Origin of the sequence: Enterococcus sp. FZMF (assembly GCF_030263915.1) — a bacterium.
Lineage (GTDB): Bacteria > Bacillota > Bacilli > Lactobacillales > Enterococcaceae > Enterococcus_D > Enterococcus_D casseliflavus.
This window is the reverse complement of sequence record NZ_CP127160.1, coordinates 2764540-2781509: the sequence shown is the minus strand read 5'-3', so window position 1 is coordinate 2781509 and position 16970 is coordinate 2764540. Positions and strand designations below refer to the sequence as shown.

At 44.5% G+C, this 16970-nt stretch carries 11 protein-coding genes; 10 read left to right on the top strand and 1 reads right to left on the bottom strand.

The window, feature by feature from the left end:
* Positions 1 to 148: 148 nt before the first annotated feature.
* Positions 149 to 1327: an ROK family transcriptional regulator gene (locus QN079_RS13525; RefSeq protein WP_289229940.1), complete on the bottom strand. Its 1179-nt coding sequence runs from the start codon at positions 1325 to 1327 to the stop codon at positions 149 to 151.
* Between the two features lie 250 nt (positions 1328 to 1577).
* Here QN079_RS13525 and xylB point away from each other — a divergent pair, with 250 nt between their 5' ends.
* From xylB to QN079_RS13475, 10 genes are all read left to right on the top strand, one after another.
* Positions 1578 to 3074, top strand: coding sequence for a xylulokinase (xylB, locus tag QN079_RS13520; RefSeq protein ID WP_289229939.1), 1497 nt, complete (start codon positions 1578 to 1580; stop codon positions 3072 to 3074).
* 117 nt (positions 3075 to 3191) lie between these two features.
* Positions 3192 to 4499 (top strand): xylose isomerase, encoded by a 1308-nt coding sequence (gene xylA / locus QN079_RS13515; protein WP_008380597.1) that lies wholly within the window; start codon positions 3192 to 3194, stop codon positions 4497 to 4499.
* 141 nt (positions 4500 to 4640) lie between these two features.
* Entirely contained in the window at positions 4641 to 6107 is a 1467-nt protein-coding gene (locus tag QN079_RS13510) for a glycoside hydrolase family 1 protein (protein WP_216696191.1), read from the top strand.
* Between the two features lie 36 nt (positions 6108 to 6143).
* Positions 6144 to 7550, top strand: a complete 1407-nt coding sequence (locus tag QN079_RS13505; RefSeq protein ID WP_074535429.1) for a response regulator — start codon at positions 6144 to 6146, stop codon at positions 7548 to 7550.
* Positions 7551 to 7912: 362 nt separating this feature from the next.
* Positions 7913 to 8743 carry a BglG family transcription antiterminator LicT gene (gene licT, locus QN079_RS13500; protein WP_010749938.1) on the top strand — a complete coding sequence of 277 codons (831 nt, stop codon included), beginning with the start codon at positions 7913 to 7915 and terminating at the stop codon, positions 8741 to 8743.
* Between the two features lie 111 nt (positions 8744 to 8854).
* Entirely contained in the window at positions 8855 to 10705 is a 1851-nt protein-coding gene (locus QN079_RS13495) for a beta-glucoside-specific PTS transporter subunit IIABC (protein ID WP_289229938.1), read from the top strand.
* A 10-nt stretch (positions 10706 to 10715) separates the two neighbouring features.
* Positions 10716 to 12143: a 6-phospho-beta-glucosidase gene (locus QN079_RS13490; RefSeq protein WP_010749936.1), complete on the top strand. Its 1428-nt coding sequence runs from the start codon at positions 10716 to 10718 to the stop codon at positions 12141 to 12143.
* A gap of 144 nt (positions 12144 to 12287) precedes the next feature.
* Complete coding sequence (locus QN079_RS13485) at positions 12288 to 13187, top strand: ROK family protein (protein ID WP_005228453.1); 900 nt, start codon at positions 12288 to 12290, stop codon at positions 13185 to 13187.
* Positions 13184 to 15454 (top strand): alpha-xylosidase, encoded by a 2271-nt coding sequence (gene yicI, locus QN079_RS13480; protein WP_289229937.1) that lies wholly within the window; start codon positions 13184 to 13186, stop codon positions 15452 to 15454. Before QN079_RS13485 ends, yicI begins: the two co-directional genes overlap by 4 nt.
* Positions 15455 to 16918: a glycoside hydrolase family 43 protein gene (locus QN079_RS13475; protein WP_301994687.1), complete on the top strand. Its 1464-nt coding sequence runs from the start codon at positions 15455 to 15457 to the stop codon at positions 16916 to 16918. It abuts the gene before it with no gap.
* Positions 16919 to 16970: the final 52 nt, after the last annotated feature.

Sequence of the window (16970 nt, the reverse complement as noted above, 5' to 3'; positions counted from 1 at the left end):
AACAGGTAGTCAGCGATCAATAAGTTTTTGGATGACTTTTTTCTATTGAAGTATAGAATTGGTATTATAACTGTCGCAGGATTCAAAGGATAGCGAGACCTTTTTACCAAAAGAAAACGCTGGACTGAGTTTTCAGTCCAGCGTTCATTTAACGGATCGCATGGGAGAGATCAAGTGCCGCAAAGCGCAAATCGTTGATATTCAAGAAATGTTTCGCCACTAAAACGTTGCCGCCAAACAGCGGAGCCTGATCGCCTAATCGGCTGTTTTTGATCTTCGTGTTTTTGGTGAACTGGCTGGTCAATTTTTGTTGCAGCGCCAGTAATAAATCAGGAATTTTGCGATAGACCGAGCTGTTGATATAGACTTCTTCGGGATCAGAAAAAGTGATGACATTGTTTAGCCCAATACTAAGAAACTCAACATTTTGTTGCGCCAATTCGACTGCTGATTTTTCTCCGGCATGATAGGCTTGTGCAAAGGTATCCGAATTAACGAACGCAGTTTTTGTATAGTGACTGTAGGTGTCAAACAAGACTTTGTTCGACGCGTATTGCTCTAAGCAGCCTCGATTGCCACAAGGGCACAAGTTGCCGTGAGGAAAGAGCGTAGAATGGCCAACTTCCCCCGCCATGCCGTGAGTACCGGTTTGCAGCTGCCCATCAACGATGATTCCGACACCGATCCCACTATGGACGCTGACGCTCAGTAAATTCGTGGAATCAGAAGAAAAACAGTACTCGCCTAAAGCCGTCAGATTGGCTTCGTTTTCTATATAGACCGCCGTATTGTATTTTTGGCTCAAAGGGGCGATCAAATCAAAGTGTTCCAAGTCGTAGTAGGGGGCAAAGGTGACCGTCTGATTGTGAACGATGCCGTGGATCGCCAAACAGATTCCTACTAATCCATGAGTGGTTTGCGGCATTTGCGGCCAAAACTCTTTCATCATGGAATCGATCGTCGCTAGTACATTTTCTTTGGTGATCAATTCATGGGAATGGTCGGCAGAGGCGATCATCTCGCCATTGATATAAGAGAGCATCCCTCGAACATAGTTATAGCCGATGTCAAAGGTAACAGCTAAGCTGCTACGGTGATTGAATTGCAATTGAATCGGTTTGCGACCACCGATCGAAGTGGAATCACCAATGCCGACTTCGCGCACGAAGTCCGTGTCGATCAGTTTTTTGGTTATTTGAGAAACAGACGCTTTATTGAGATGGGTCAAATTTGACACTTCCGCTCGTGACACATTTTCATTGTCAATGATCGTCTTCAATACAGCCGCTTCATTTTGTTCGCGTATGCCCATTTTATTGATAATCATGTGTTCTCCTCTTCGTAGATGTGATTAGTGTTAGTTTACCGTGCAAATTAATATTGTGCAAGCTGAAGAATAAAGAAAAGACGCAGAATGTAGGAGCAGCAGTTTGAGAAGGAAAAACCATGAAAGATTCGTTGAAAGCGCTTGACAGGAATGCGAGAATCGTTTACTATCCAATTAGTTAGTTTTGAATGCTAATTAACCGATTAAGGGTCAATGGTTAACTGCTTCAAACAGAGGAAGGAGAGAAGAGATGGCTTATTTTTTAGGGTTGGATCTAGGAACAAGTGCGTTAAAAGGCTTAGTTTTTGATCAAACCGGGGAACTCCAAGGAACAGCAAGTACTGACTATCCATTGTTATCCCCTAGACCGGGGTTCAGTGAGCAAGAGCCGGTGCATTGGCAAGAGGCGGCAGATAAGGTGATCAAAACCTTGATCCAGCAGCTTCCAACGCTGCAAAAGGAATTGATCGGCGTCAGCTTTTCTGGGCAAATGCATAGTCTTGTTTTATTGGATGAAGAAAACCGAGTCATTCGTCCGGCAATATTATGGAATGACGTTCGAACCACCAAACAATGCCAAGCGATCATGGCATCCTTTGGAGAGGAAATAAAAGCAATCACCAAGAATGTTGCTTTGGAAGGGTTCACCTTACCAAAAATTTTATGGGTCCAAGAACACGAGCCTGAACATTGGCAACAAGTTCGTCACATGATGCTGCCAAAAGACTACTTGGCTTTTTGGCTGACTGGGAACTATTCGATGGATTATTCCGATGCAGCGGGTACGTTACTGCTGGATATCGAAAAGAAGTGCTGGTCTGAAGCCATTTTAGAAAAATTCGCAATCGCATCGGATTTACTGCCGCCGCTTTTTGAATCAGCAGCGCCTGTGGGGCAAATGCGAAAAGAGCTGCAAGAAGCCTTTGGGTTTGAACAAGAGGTGACGATCTATGCAGGTGGCGCAGACAATGCCTGTGCTGCATTAGGTTCAGGGATCATCGCCGAAGGTGTCGGCATGGTGTCGATTGGCACGAGCGGTGTGTTCTTATCCTTTGAAGAAGCGCAAGAGGTTGATTATCAAGGAGATCTACACCTTTTCCGTCATGCGATCAAAGACAAGTTGTATTCAATTGGGGTCACGTTAGCCGCTGGAAATTCCTTAAGCTGGTATCGTGATACGTTTGCCCCCAACCAATCGTTTCAGGAATTGCTTTCAGCGATCAGTGAGGTAAACCCAGGGGCAGAAGGCCTGCTGTTTACGCCTTATATCGTGGGCGAACGCACACCACATACCGACAGCCAAATCAGGGGTAGTTTTATCGGCATCGACACACGGCATCGCGAAAAGCATTTCAGTCGTGCGGTCTTAGAAGGGATTACCTTCTCTTTAAAAGATTCCCAAATGATCATGGAAGAACGGGCACAGCGGAAATTCACCCAGATCGTTTCTGTGGGGGGCGGTGCGAAAAATGCCGAATGGCTGCAAATGCAAGCCGATATTTTTAATGCAGAAATGCTGACTTTGTCTACTGAGCAAGGTCCAGGTATGGGCGCAGCAATGCTGGCAGCAATCGGCAGCGGCATTTATCCAGATGCAGGTGCCTGTGTTAACGCCTTTGTCAAATACGGCAAGGCCATTGCACCGATTCCTGAAAATGTCGCCAAATACCAAGAAATTTATGCGATCTACCGCACCGTCTACCAACAAACCGCCCCTATCTGCCATGCATTGGCGCAAATCGAGTAGCATAAAGGCAGCAGGCAATCTACTTGATCAAAATGAGGAATCGTTTTTGGTTCTAAATGATTGGAAACAAGTAAGTTAGTTTATTACACTAAAAAACATAAAATGGAGGCAACAACAATGACTTATTTCCCAGAGATCGAAAAAATCCGCTACGAAGGTCCTAAAACAGACAATATGTTTGCATTTCGCCACTACGATGCCGAAGAAGTTGTTTTAGGCAAGAAAATGAAAGATCATCTACGTTTTGCAATCGCCTATTGGCATACGATGACGCAAGACGGCTCTGATCCTTTCGGCGCACCCGTCAACAAACGGACGTGGATCGGTGACACCGAAATGGAAACGGCGAAAAATCGAGTAGAAGCCTTCTTCGAGATTTGCGAAAAATTAGGGGCAGAGTTCTTCTGTTTCCATGATGTAGACGTGGCGCCTGCAGGAGAAACGTTAGAAGAGTTTTTCCAAAACTTAGACGAAATCACCGATTTGATCAAAGAAAAAATGGAACAAACGGGAATCAAACTATTATGGAATACAGCAAATATGTTCTCACATCCTCGTTTCAATAACGGCGCTGCTTCCACCAATAATGCGGAAGTTTATGCGTATGCGGCAGCCCAAGTCAAAAAAGGCTTAGACATCTCGAAAAAATTAGGCGGCGAAAACTATGTCTTCTGGGGTGGCCGTGAAGGCTATGAAACCTTGTTGAATACAGACATGAAATTTGAACAAGACAACATCGCCCGTCTATTCAAAATGGCGATCGCTTATGGCGAAAAAATCGGTCATAAACCTCAGTTCTTATTAGAGCCGAAACCCAAAGAACCATCAAAACATCAATATGATTTTGATGCAGCGACAACGATGGCCTTCATTCAGCACTACGGCTTAGAAGGAGATTTCAAATTAAACCTAGAAGCCAATCATGCAACATTAGCTGGCCATACCTTTGAACATGAAATCGCCGTTGCCCGTAGCTATAACGCATTAGGCTCACTGGATGCCAACCAAGGAGATATGCTGTTAGGATGGGATACGGATGAATTCCCAACCAACGTCTTTGACTCGACACTCGCTTTATACGAAGTCTTAGAAAACGGCGGCATCGCGCCGGGAGGAATCAATTTCGATTCTAAAGTCCGTCGTTCGTCATTTGAAATGGAAGATCTGTTGTTAGCCCACATCGCTGGTATGGATACGTATGCCAGAGCGTTGAAAGCAGCAGCGAAACTAAAAGAAGACCGCTTCTTAGACGAGTTGAAGGAAAAACGGTATGCCTCTTTCCAAGAAGGCATCGGAGCGAAGATCGTTGCTGATGAGGAAAACTTAGAAACACTGACAGATTACGCATTGGCTCATGATCAAATCGAATTAGAATCCAGCCACATTGAATATGTGAAATCTCGTTTGAATGATTACCTGTTTTAATAAGAAACGACTGTCGTTCTGAGGAGCGGCAGTTTTTTCACCTAAAAAATATCTTTTGGCAATTGTTACGAATCAACCAAATTATGATACGATAAAATGTAACCGATTTATTTCGGTTTAGGAAATGAAGGAGGCAACTTGATGTTTCACACAAACTTAGATCCTTTCCCAGAAAACTTCTTATGGGGGGCAGCTTCGGCGGCCTATCAAATTGAAGGAGCATGGGCAGAAGACGGCAAAGGTCCGTCGATTTGGGACACCTATGCCCAAATTCCTGGCAATACTTTTGAGGAAACCAACGGCAAAGTGGCGATCGATCATTACCATCGGTACAAAGAAGATGTTGCTTTGATGAAGCAAATGGGCTTGAAAGCCTATCGCTTCAGCGTGGCGTGGTCGCGAATCTTGCCTGATGGCGAAGGCGCGGTCAATGAAGCGGGTGTGGCGTTTTACGAAAAGCTGGTGGATGAATTGCTTCGGCAAGGAGTAGAGCCGATTTTGACGCTGTATCATTGGGACCTTCCCCAGGCTTTGCAAGACAAATACTTAGGATGGGAAGGCCGAGAAACAGCAGAAGCATTTGAACGGTATTGCCGGATCCTTTTTGAACGCCTAGGAAAGAAAGTCACCTATTGGGTCACCATGAATGAACAAAATGTCTTCACTTCTCTTGGGTACCGTTGGGCGGCACATCCGCCGGGCTTGAAGGACTTAAAACGGATGTATGCAGCCAATCATATCATCAACCTTGCCAATGCTAAGGCGATCAATTTGTTCCATGAGCTGGTTCCTGAAGGCAAGATCGGTCCAAGTTTTGGCTATGGACCGATGTATCCGTTTAGCTGTGACCCAGAAGATGTGCTAGCAGCAGAAAATGGCGAAGCCTTCAACAATGCTTGGTTTTTAGATGTTTATTGCAAAGGCGAATACCCGAAATTTGTGTACAAGCAATTAGCCAAAGTTGGCTTGGCTCCTGAAGTCACTCCAGAAGATCAAGCACTATTAAAACAGGCAAAACCTGATTTCTTAGGAATCAATTACTATCACGGTGGGACGGCCCAGCAAAACAATTTGCAAAAGCAGTCAGCTGAAAAGAAAGAATTTTCTAAAGTCGATCCGTATTTGATGCAAGCGGCAGCTGGTGAGTTCTCACCCGAAGAAACCATGTTTGCGACAGCAGAAAATCCTCACTTGAAAAAAACAGATTGGGGCTGGGAGATCGATCCCGTTGGTTTCCGTGTAGCCTTGCGCCGCATCCAAGCCAATTATGACTTGCCGATTTTTATTACTGAAAATGGGTTAGGCGCTATCGATCAATTGACAGAAGACAAGCAGATCCATGATCCATACCGCATTACCTATTTGCAGGAACATCTGGTGGAATTGCAAAAGGCCATTACGGATGGGGTTGAGCTGATCGGCTATTGTGCTTGGTCCTTTACAGATCTACTAAGTTGGTTGAATGGATACAAAAAACGCTATGGGTTTGTTTATGTTGATCGCGACAATCAAAGCGAACGTCAGTTGGCGCGCATCCCGAAAGATAGTTTTTATTGGTATCAAGAGGTGATTCGCACCAACGGGGCAAGTTTGACAAGTGAAACATGATGTAACGAAGGAGTAGCTGAAAATGGAGGTTGGAAAATGCGTAAAGTGTTGATCGTTGACGATGAAGCATCGATCCGAAATGGGCTACCTCTGATCATCGATTGGGAACGTCTGGGGTATCAAATCGTCGGGTCGGCGGAAAACGGCGAAGCTGGCTTGGCAATGATCCGTGAATTGAAGCCAGACGTTGTGATCGCTGATATCCGTATGCCGGGAAAAAATGGTCTTGAGATGGTGCAAGCAGCATCGGAGGAAGGGCTTTTGTTTTTTGCCATTATTTTATCCGGCTACTCAGATTTTGACTATGCCAAACAAGCGTTGCAACTGGGCGCTGTGACCTATTTGCTGAAACCAGTTGACGAAGAAGAGCTGATCGGTATTTTGACGAAAATCGATCAAAAAGCTAAGACTGATCAGCAGAAAAATCAGAAGAGTCAGTTGATGGAGAAATTGTTTGGCGGGGATCAAACGGGAATCAAAGACGCACAAGCCATCAAGCTATTGCGTCTTTCCGAGGAGGCAGATGCCCAAAAGCTGGTTGAGAAATTGCAGGAGCAAGTGGCGCAAGTCGTCACCTTGATCCATCGACATCATCGGTATTTGGTTTTATTAAACGAGGAGCGCTTTCCCGACGAGGCGATCGATGCGTGGTGCCGTAAAAAAATGGCTCACCAAGAAATCTTGATCTCCCGCTGGTTTGCGGCGCAAGATAACTTGAAGCCATTGATGATCGACATCCAGACATTAAGTAAATTGATTTTCTTATTTCCCAATCAAGTCATTTCTCACCATGTTTTGGATACGACGCAAGAAGCAGAAGAACGAAGTGATTTGCGTGAAGAATTAGTCAAGGCGATTTTGGCAAACGATCCGTTAGAACAGCCGTTATCCCGCTATTATCAAACCTTTTATCATTCATTGGCATTGGAAGAAGAGATCAAATGGCAAATCAATGGTGACATCGAATGGCTGCAGCATCAAATCAGTGAAAAAGTAGCCTTAGCAATCGAATGGTCGACAGACGAAGTGCATCAGCAGATTTTTCTCGCCCAGACGTTTCCAATGCTGCAAGAGGTGATCACCGCAAAACTAGCAGACTTGCAAGCAACAGTCGCCAGCAGTTTGAACCAAATCGATATCATTGCAGAATTGATCCAATACACGAAAAAGCATTATCAAGAAGATTTGACCTTGAAAAAAATCGGGGAACGTTTCAATTACAATAGTGCCTATCTAGGCAAGAAGTTTCGCAAAGAAACTGGGAAAAATTATTTGGCGTTCTTGGATGAAGTTCGAATGGAAAAAGCGGTGGAAATCTTGCGTCATTCCAATCTAATGGTCTACGAAGTTGCTGAATTGGTGGGCTACAGCAATGTTGATTATTTCTACAAAAAGTTCAAACAATACCATCAGGTTTCACCGAATGAGTTTCGGAAAACATAAGAAAATTCGCTGATACATGAGCAGCTATTTTTCAGGAAAACAGTCCATCGCATAGGCAATGAAAAGAGAAATTTGTGAAAAGAAAAAGCGGCATTACAGGTTCGCATGGCGGCAGCAAGAGACAACACGTCTTTTCTTGTCGCCATTTTTTTGAATAATCTCGTCAGAAGCTCACACAAGAAAATGCTTTAAAAAAGCTATTGACGTCGTTTTCATTTTGAAGTATAGTAAGTGCATCGGATCGTTACTGATAATGCAGGCGTGACCACAGGTATGAGATTTTCTCCATTCGTTTGTTTTGGAAAAAGATCATAGCTAGTTGGTGACGTTATTTTTTTGTTTTATTTTAGGAGGTGTTGACCATGGAAATCGTCAAAGTATTTAATAATAATGCTTCATTAGTCCTGAACGACAATCACCAAGAAGAAGTTGTGATGGGGAGTGGCATCGGCTTTGGTTTGAAGCCAGGCGACACTGTCGATCAAAAGAAAATAGAAAAGCGATTCATCATTAACGACCAAAAAAGCATTGCAGATTTGGAACAGCTGCTTAAACGGATTGAATATCGTGATCTGCAACTGGCCAGCGATATTTTAAAATTGTTTGAGGAAGCGTTTCAATGCGAAAGCAATCCTGCACTGCTAGTGGCACTTGCAGACCATATCGGTTTTGCTCTGACGAGGGCAAGAGAAGGGATGAAAATTCAAACACCCCTAGAATGGGAATTAAAGCAGGTGTACCCGAAAGAATATGAAATTGGTCTTCAAGCGGTTGAGCTGATGCAAAAGCGAACACATCTGAATATTCCGCAAGATGAGGCTGCTTTTATTACACTGCATTTCGTGAATTTTTTAGGCGATAACAACGGAATGGAAGAAACAATGCTGATTTCCAAAGTCATGAAAGATATTTTGACGATCATCAATTATCATTATGGCAAAGAATTCAGACAAGACTCTATTTATTTTTCCCGATTCATCACTCACATTCGCTACTTTGTTAAACGACAGATGAGCAATGAGCTACCAGCTCAACCAGCGTCTAGTTTATTAGATGTGATTCAACTGAAATATCCGTTGGATTATGAGTGTGCTATGAAAATCAAGCAATTTCTGGAAAATAGGTATCAGTGGGAAATCACTGAAGATGAAGTGTTGTATTTAACCTTACATTTAAATCGATTGGCATCTTAATGGATCGTTACTGGTAAAGCAGGCGTGACCTAGAGTGAGCACTCAAACGAGTCTTTTGTTTGAGGTGTCTTCTAGATCACGCTTTTTATTATACGCAAAAGGAGAGTAACTATGAAATTTGAAAACGAAAGTGCCGCGATCATTCGCTTGATCGGTGGTGAAAAAAATATCGACAGCTTGGTTCATTGTGCAACGAGATTGCGTTTTGGCTTGAAGGATGACACCAAGGCCAATAAAGGGGAACTTCAAAAACTGCCCTATGTGATGTCTGTTGTACAAAGCGGAGGACAATATCAAGTCGTAATCGGCAGCAATGTATCAGATTATTATGCGACAATCTCAGCTATGGCTGGGTTATCAGATCAAGAAACAGGTTCTTCGAAAAAAACAGGTTTTAATTTGAACGCCGTATTTGAAATTATCTCAGGTGCTTTTTCTCCTTTAATTCCTGCTCTAGCAGGTTCGGGGATGCTAAAAGCACTGCTGACGGTTTTGACCCAATTTAATTGGTTATCAGCAGAATCTTCTACTTATGTCATTTTGAGTGCCGCGAGTAATGCAATATTTTATTTTTTACCGATTTTCTTAGGGATCACGTTGTCGAAAAGATTAGGTGCCAACATGTACGTTGGTGGTGTGATTGGTGCAGCATTGTTGGAACCTCAGTTTACTGGGTTGATTGGCGTGGAAAATACAAATTTCTTAGGGATACCAGTTCAAGCCGTGGACTATGCCACAACCCTATTTCCGATTTTTGCGGCTATTTTTATTTATCAATTTGTAGATAAATTTTTGAAAAAGATTATTTATAAAGACATTCAATTGTTTGCCGTACCAATGCTTAGTTTGATGATCATGATTCCATTGACCGTTATCCTTTTTGGTCCATTCGGCACCTTTTTCGGGGATCTTTTATCAGGAAGTGTAATGTGGTTATTTGAAAAAAGCCGGATCCTTTCAGGCATCGTTTTAGGCGGCGGGATGACCTTCATGGTTATGTTTGGTTTGCACTGGGGCTTTACACCTGTAACGTTAGATAATCTGACAAGATTAGGTGGAGACCCTATTGAAGGAATGGCATTGGCCGCTGTTTTTGCTCAAATCGGGATTGCAGTTGGCTTCTTCTTACGAGCGAAAAAACATTCGAAAATGCGGGCTTTGGCAGGCCCCGTTGCATTGACTGGCTTCTTTGCCGGCGTGACAGAGCCCATCGTCTATGGGATTATTCTTCGTTACAAAAGACTTTTGCCGATCGTAGCTATTTCCGGTGGTTTAGGCGGAGCAGTGTTAGGCGCTTTTGGTGTGACGATGAATGCGTATGTTTTCCATAATATTTTTTCCTTGCCTGTTTACAGTCCTTTGGTGGGTTATCTGATCGGAATCACCGTTTCATTGTTGTCAGGAGCTTTACTGGCTTATTTCTTCGGCGTGAAGGAAAGTGAACTAACAGAATTTGAAGCAGAGCCTGAATCAGAGGTAGAAAGTATCTTAACCAATGCAGCAACTCCGATTTATTCACCGGTAAAAGGACAAGTGATGCCTTTAGCAGAAGTGGAAGACGATGTCTTCGCCAGCGGGATCGCTGGACAAGGAATTGCGGTCATCCCCGATGAAGGAATCATTCGGGCACCTTTTGCAGGTACTGTTGTTGCTGTTTTCCCTTCTAAGCATGCGATTGGTATTAAATCTGATCAAGGGGTTGAATTATTGATCCACGTCGGATTGAATACCGTGAATCTAAATGGTGAGTTTTTTGATGTTAACGTCGAAAATGGTGCGACAATTACACGAGGAGATCGTTTGTTGACCTTTGACCGGCAGGCGATTCTGGATAAAGGCTATCAATTATCGACACCCGTGATCGTTACAAATTGTGGACCAGATACAGTAATCGAGTACGAAACAACGGCCGGAACAATTGAAGTAGAAGGGATTCTGTTTACCGTAAACAACGAAGGATAGGAGTTTGAAAATGAAAGAAAACTTTTTATGGGGCGGTGCGATCTCCGCTCATCAAGTGGAAGGTGCTTGGCAAGAAGGCGGGAAAGGGATCAGTATTGCCGATGTGATGACAGCAGGCACGAAAGATCGGCCTCGGAAAATTACCAACACAATCTTGCCTGAGGAATATTACCCGAATCATGAAGGCATTGATTTTTACCATCGTTACCCGGAAGATATCAAACTTTTTGCGGAAATGGGTTTCAAAGCTTTGCGAATCAGTATCGCATGGACACGAATTTTTCCTTTAGGAGATGAACAACTACCGAACGAAGAAGGGCTGTATTTTTACGATCAGGTCTTTGACGAGATGCAAAAATATGGAATAGAACCTGTTGTGACGTTGTCTCATTTCGAGATGCCCTATCATTTAGTTGAAACCTATGGGGCTTGGCGCAACAGAAAGATGATCGGATTTTTTGAACGTTTTGCGCAAACTGTAATGGAACGCTACAAAGAAAAAGTGCGGTATTGGCTAACATTTAACGAGATCAACAATCAGCGGATCATCGATAATCCAATTTACAGTTTTACCAATTCTGGTGTGATCTTTGACGAGGATGAGGAGAAACTAGCAGGCATGTACCAAGCCGCTCACTATCAGTTTGTTGCTTCAGCTCGTGTCGTCACAGCTGCGAAAAAAATCAATCCTGAGTTTCAAATTGGCTGCTGTTTAGCTGCCACGCCTAATTACCCCCTGACTTCTGATCCTCGTGATCAATTGTTAGCACAACAAGAAGATAATAATCAACTCTATTTCACAGATGTACATGTCCGTGGACACTACCCAAAAAGAATTCTCAATGAATGGCAGAAAAAAGGGTACACGATCGATGTGACAGAAGCCGATCTTGATGATTTGGCAAACGGCACCGTTGATTATATCGGGATTACTTATTATTTAAGCAATACAGTATCTACCCGCTCAGATGCAAACTATCTACATGATCCTTTGTTGGGCAGCAGTGTGCTAACAACGAATCCTTATGCAACGATGACGGAATGGGGCTGGACGATTGACCACATGGGATTGCGCTATATGCTGAATCTCTTGCAGGACCGTTATGAACTGCCGATTTTCATTGTGGAAAATGGCTTTGGTTTTAATGACCAAATGACAGAAACCGGCATTCATGATCCCGAACGGATTGACTATCTAGCTGAACACATCAAACAAATGATGCTTGCCATCGAGGAAGACGGCATTGATGTGATTGGGTATACAGCATGGGGCTGTATTGATCTCATCTCATTTACTACAGGTGAAATGCGAAAAAGATATGGGTTCATCTATGTAGACCGTGACAATGAAGGGAATGGTTCGCTTGATCGAATCAAGAAAGATTCTTTTGATTGGTATAAGGAAGTCATTGCTTCAAATGGAGCAATGCTGAAATAAAAAAGAAGTATCCTATTGCCTATCGGAGACAGAAAAAAGCTAATTTTTATAGTAAGAAAGTCTATTCTAAGAAGTAGGCTTTCTTTTTTTTCTTTTATATAATTTAAATGAAACTGTAAGCGCTTTTCGAACGGAGGAGGAGAAATGACAGATGTACGCCTGTGCTTTGATGTAGGGGGGACCTATATCAAATTCGGGGTTTTTACCGAGAAGAATCAATGGCTGGACCGAGGCAAAATCAAAACCCCGAGTAATACGCGGGATGAATTTTTTGCTGCCTTAGCTGCCAAAATAAAAGAAGTCGAGCAAGTGCATGTCATCGAAGGGATCGGGCTGAGTTTTCCTGGTTTCATTGATTCAGTCAATGGCCGAGCGATCATGGCGGGGGCGTTGGCTCCTTTGCACGGCTGTGCTGTTGTACAAGAGCTGCAGCAGCGTTTAAACAAGTCCTATCCGATCTGGATCGAAAATGATGCGAAATGTGCTGCTTTAGCAGAACTTTCTACCGGCAATGCTGCTGACGTACAAGATTTTGTCATGATCACATTAGGCACCGGTATTGGTGGCGCGCTCGTTCATCAGCGCCAGTTGATTCACGGACATGGGTTTCGGGCAGGAGAATTCGGAATGATGATCACTGATTTTCAAGCATCTTCTTTTGCGACCCTCCATGATCTAGCTTCAACGAGAGGACTGATTGCTGCCTATCGGCGGGCAAAAGCGATTCCTGAATCAGAGGAGATTTTAGGCGAAACCATCATGCAACAGCGGTCGAGTGATCCTGAAACGCAGGAGATCCTGAAACAGTGGGCACGTTATGTCGCACTTGCGATTTACAACCTAGCTGTCACGATGAATCCCGAAAAAATACTGATCGGCGGCGGCATCAGCCAACACCCTGATCTATTAGCTATAATCAAACAAGCAATCAATGAGAACCCCCATTGGCCAGATTTCCAAGTGCCGATCGAGACTTGTCGTTACTATAATGATTCTGGTCTGTTAGGGGCGTTGACATTGATCCAACAAGGAGGAAAAAAATGAAATTTTCAGATGGCGGTTGGTTATTTCGTGAAGGATTTGATGTGAAATTTGCGGTGCATGTCTACGATGCCCGTAAAGAAGAAAACAAATTGGTTTTATATCTGCCTTATAGCTATGTTGGACATAAAGGGGCAACGCTGGATGGCGGATTGTTAACGATGGAAGTCACTACCCCTAGAAGCAATATCATTGGGATCACCCTCTATAACTATAAAGGGATCCAAGCCAAAGCCCCCGATTTTGAATTGATGACAGAAGCGATCACTCCTGATATTTCAGAAGACGAGCAATCATATGTTTTTCGCTCGGGAGACTTGCAAGTCGTAATCACCAAAGAGGAAAATGTGACAGCTTCGTTTTATTACAAAGAACAGCTGATTACCCAAAGCAAGCCTCGCAGCAAAGCCTTAGTGATCGATCCGCAAGCAAATACCCATATCAGCGAACAGTTGACCCTGGATGTGGGAGAAACGATCTATGGTTTAGGGGAACGCTTTACAAATTTCGTGAAGAACGGCCAGAGTGTTGATATCTGGAATGCCGACGGGGGCACTGGTACAGAGCAAGCTTATAAAAATATTCCTTTTTATGTAAGTAATAAAGGGTATGGCGTCTTTGTCAATTCACCAGATCGGGTGCAATTCGAAGTGGGGAGTGAAAAAGTTTCGCGTGTTCAATTCAGCAATCCAGGACAATCGCTACAATACTTTGTGATTGCCGGCGATGAGCTGAAACAAGTGATCCAGCGCTACACTGATTTGACGGGAAAACCGTCGCTGCCGCCTGCATGGTCCTTTGGGTTATGGCTAAGTACCTCGTTCTTGACGGATTATGATGAACAAACCGTGACGTCTTTTGTAGACGGTATGGCAGAACGTGATATCCCTCTTGAGGTCTTTCATTTTGACTGCTTATGGATGAAAGAATACGAGTGGTGCAACTTCACGTGGGACGAACGAACTTTCCCAGAACCTGAAAAAATGCTGCAGCGCTTGAAAGCCAAAGGATTGAAAATCTGTGTCTGGATCAATCCTTACATTGGGCAAAAATCACCCTTGTTTGATGAAGGGATGGCCAATGGCTATTTTTTGAAACGCGCCAATGGAGATGTCTGGCAATGGGACAAATGGCAAGCTGGTTTGGCGGTCGTCGACTTCACCAACCCTGAAGCGATCGCTTGGTACAACAGCAAGCTGCGTGCCTTATTAGACATGGGGGTGGATTGCTTCAAAACGGATTTTGGTGAACGGATTCCCACCGATGCGGTGTACTATGATGGCTCTGATCCAGAAAAAATGCACAATTATTACGCCTATCTATACAATAAGGTCGTCTTTGACTTGCTGAAAGAAGTCAAGGGAGCAGAAGAAGCCATCGTTTTTGCGCGGGCAGCTTCGGTTGGTTCACAACGCTTGCCTGTACACTGGGGCGGCGACAGTACCTCAGATTATCCATCGATGGCAGAGTCGCTGCGGGCAGGTCTGTCCTTTGGGTTAGGCGGCTTTGGGTATTGGAGCCACGATATCTCAGGGTTTGAAGCTGGCTCAACTCCAGACCTCTACAAGCGCTGGACACAATTTGGTCTGCTGTCTTCCCATAGCCGTTACCATGGCAGCTGGGAATACAAAGTGCCATGGGTCTATGACGACGAAGCCGTGGCGGTAGCTAAAGCCTTTACCAAGTTAAAACTGTCCTTGATGCCTTACTTGCAAGCCCAATCGGTGCTAACCGCTCAAACGGGGATTCCGATGATGCGAGCAATGGTCTTAGAGTTTCCTGAAGACGAGATGACCCATCATTTGGATCGCCAATACATGCTGGGAGAACACCTTTTAGTGGCGCCCATTTTTAATGATCAAGGAACAGTCTCCTTTTACTTACCGAAAACGAAGGGGCATTGGATCGACTATTTATCTGGCAAAGCATACGAGGGCGGACGCTGGTACCAAGAAACCTATGACTATTTCCACTTGCCACTGTTAGTCCGACCAAATCAAGTCATTATCGAAGGCCATGAACAAACCAAAGCAGTCTATGACTATGCCCAACATCCAACGATCCATCTTTTTGATCCGCAAGACAAGACCGCTGCCGCTATCTATGATCACCACGGTGAGTGGCTTGGCGAGGTGGCTGTCGAAAGAGTCGATCAAGAACTGATCGTCAAGCTGACTGGCATCCAGCAAGCATCCTTGCAGATACACACGACTGCTGGAAAAACGAGCCATGAGCTGACGGCTGACCAAACCACGATAAAGGAGTTTTAGATGCCCATGCGAACCATCACGAATCCAATTTTACCTGGATTTCATCCAGATCCCAGTATTTGCCGTGTCGGTGAAGACTTTTATCTGGTGACGAGTACCTTTGAATATTTTCCTGGATTACCAATCTATCACAGTAAAAACTTGGCAGACTGGCAGCTGATTGGCCATGGACTTTCGCGACCTGAGCAGTTGCAGCTACCGACGAAAAATCCCAATGCTTTTGGTCTGTATGCCCCAACCTTGCGTTTCATCAAGGACCGCTTTTACCTCGTTTGTACTAACGTTGGCGCAAACGAAGGAGGAGAAGGCAACTTTCTGATTTGGACGGATGACATCGCTGGTGAATGGTCTGACCCGATTTGGCTGGACACCCCTGGGATCGACCCAACAATTTTCGTAGATGACGATGGGCAGACCTATTACTTAGGCACCCATAAGGAGATCTATCTGCGGACGATCGATTTGGCTTCTGGAGAACTAGGCCCGCGGCAAAATATTTGGACGGGCAGCGGAGCGGCTGATCCAGAAGGCCCCCACTTGTATAAAAAAGACGGCTATTACTACCTGTTGATCTCCGAAGGCGGAACGTCCTATGGGCATATGCTGACCATGGCCCGCAGCCGTTCATTGACGGGACCCTATGAAGCATGCCCCAACAATCCAGTGATGACCAATCGCAGTACGAATCTGCCACTGCAAGCCGCAGGGCATGCGGATCTCGTGCAAGATACTAAAGGCAACTGGTGGGCAGTCTGTCTAGCAGTACGCCCCATCAGCTATCCTTTAAGGCATTTGTTAGGGCGGGAAACATGTCTACTGCCAGTAGACTGGTCAAACCCATGGCCGGTGTTTGGCGAGGAAGGTCATTTGCCAGAAACCATTCAGGTAGACACAGCGGCGGCACCAAAGGAAACACAAAAGAAGAGCAGCAAGCCTGATTACGTGACTTTATTCGAATGGGACCCGACGTTGATTGAAGAAGAGCCGCATGGCTTCTTGCTGCATCCTAATCAGACGGGTCTGTCTGATCAAGGCAAACTCGCGGCTGTGTTCCAACGGCAAACCGCCTTTGATCAACAATTTCAAGCAACCTTTGATTGTCGGCAACTAACGGATGGACAAGCGGGATTGACGGTTTTCTTAAATGCCACCCATCACTATGAGGGCTACTTGGAAAAAACGGCGTCCAGTCAGCAGCTAGTTTTCCGTCGACAAATCGGCTCCCTATGGAAAGTGGAAAAGAAACTGCCTTATGCAGCAGATACAGTCACCTTGCAGCTGAGCGCAGATAAAGAAACTTATCGTTTTTCTGTTGTTGATGAGCAAGGACAAGCACAGCCTTTAGGCAGTGGAGAAACAAAATATCTGACTACTGAAGTTGGTGGTGTCTTTACTGGGATTATGGTAGGCTGCTATGCCAACGCCTCTTCATCCCAACAAACCCTTCGTGTGCAGGATTTCTAATCAATCAAAAGCCCCCCTTCGATTTCTGAAACAGGAATCGAAGGGGGGCTTT

Excerpts from the sequence above, each read along its gene's own strand:
- QN079_RS13525 (WP_289229940.1), bottom strand. The coding sequence starts at position 1,327 with ATGATTATCAATAAAATGGGCATACGCGAACAAAATGAAGCGGCTGTA.
- xylB (WP_289229939.1), top strand. The coding sequence starts at position 1,578 with ATGGCTTATTTTTTAGGGTTGGATCTAGGAACAAGTGCGTTAAAAGGC.
- xylA (WP_008380597.1), top strand. The coding sequence starts at position 3,192 with ATGACTTATTTCCCAGAGATCGAAAAAATCCGCTACGAAGGTCCTAAA.
- QN079_RS13510 (WP_216696191.1), top strand. The coding sequence starts at position 4,641 with ATGTTTCACACAAACTTAGATCCTTTCCCAGAAAACTTCTTATGGGGG.
- QN079_RS13505 (WP_074535429.1), top strand. The coding sequence starts at position 6,144 with ATGCGTAAAGTGTTGATCGTTGACGATGAAGCATCGATCCGAAATGGG.
- licT (WP_010749938.1), top strand. The coding sequence starts at position 7,913 with ATGGAAATCGTCAAAGTATTTAATAATAATGCTTCATTAGTCCTGAAC.
- QN079_RS13495 (WP_289229938.1), top strand. The coding sequence starts at position 8,855 with ATGAAATTTGAAAACGAAAGTGCCGCGATCATTCGCTTGATCGGTGGT.
- QN079_RS13490 (WP_010749936.1), top strand. The coding sequence starts at position 10,716 with ATGAAAGAAAACTTTTTATGGGGCGGTGCGATCTCCGCTCATCAAGTG.
- QN079_RS13485 (WP_005228453.1), top strand. The coding sequence starts at position 12,288 with ATGACAGATGTACGCCTGTGCTTTGATGTAGGGGGGACCTATATCAAA.
- yicI (WP_289229937.1), top strand. The coding sequence starts at position 13,184 with ATGAAATTTTCAGATGGCGGTTGGTTATTTCGTGAAGGATTTGATGTG.
- QN079_RS13475 (WP_301994687.1), top strand. The coding sequence starts at position 15,455 with ATGCCCATGCGAACCATCACGAATCCAATTTTACCTGGATTTCATCCA.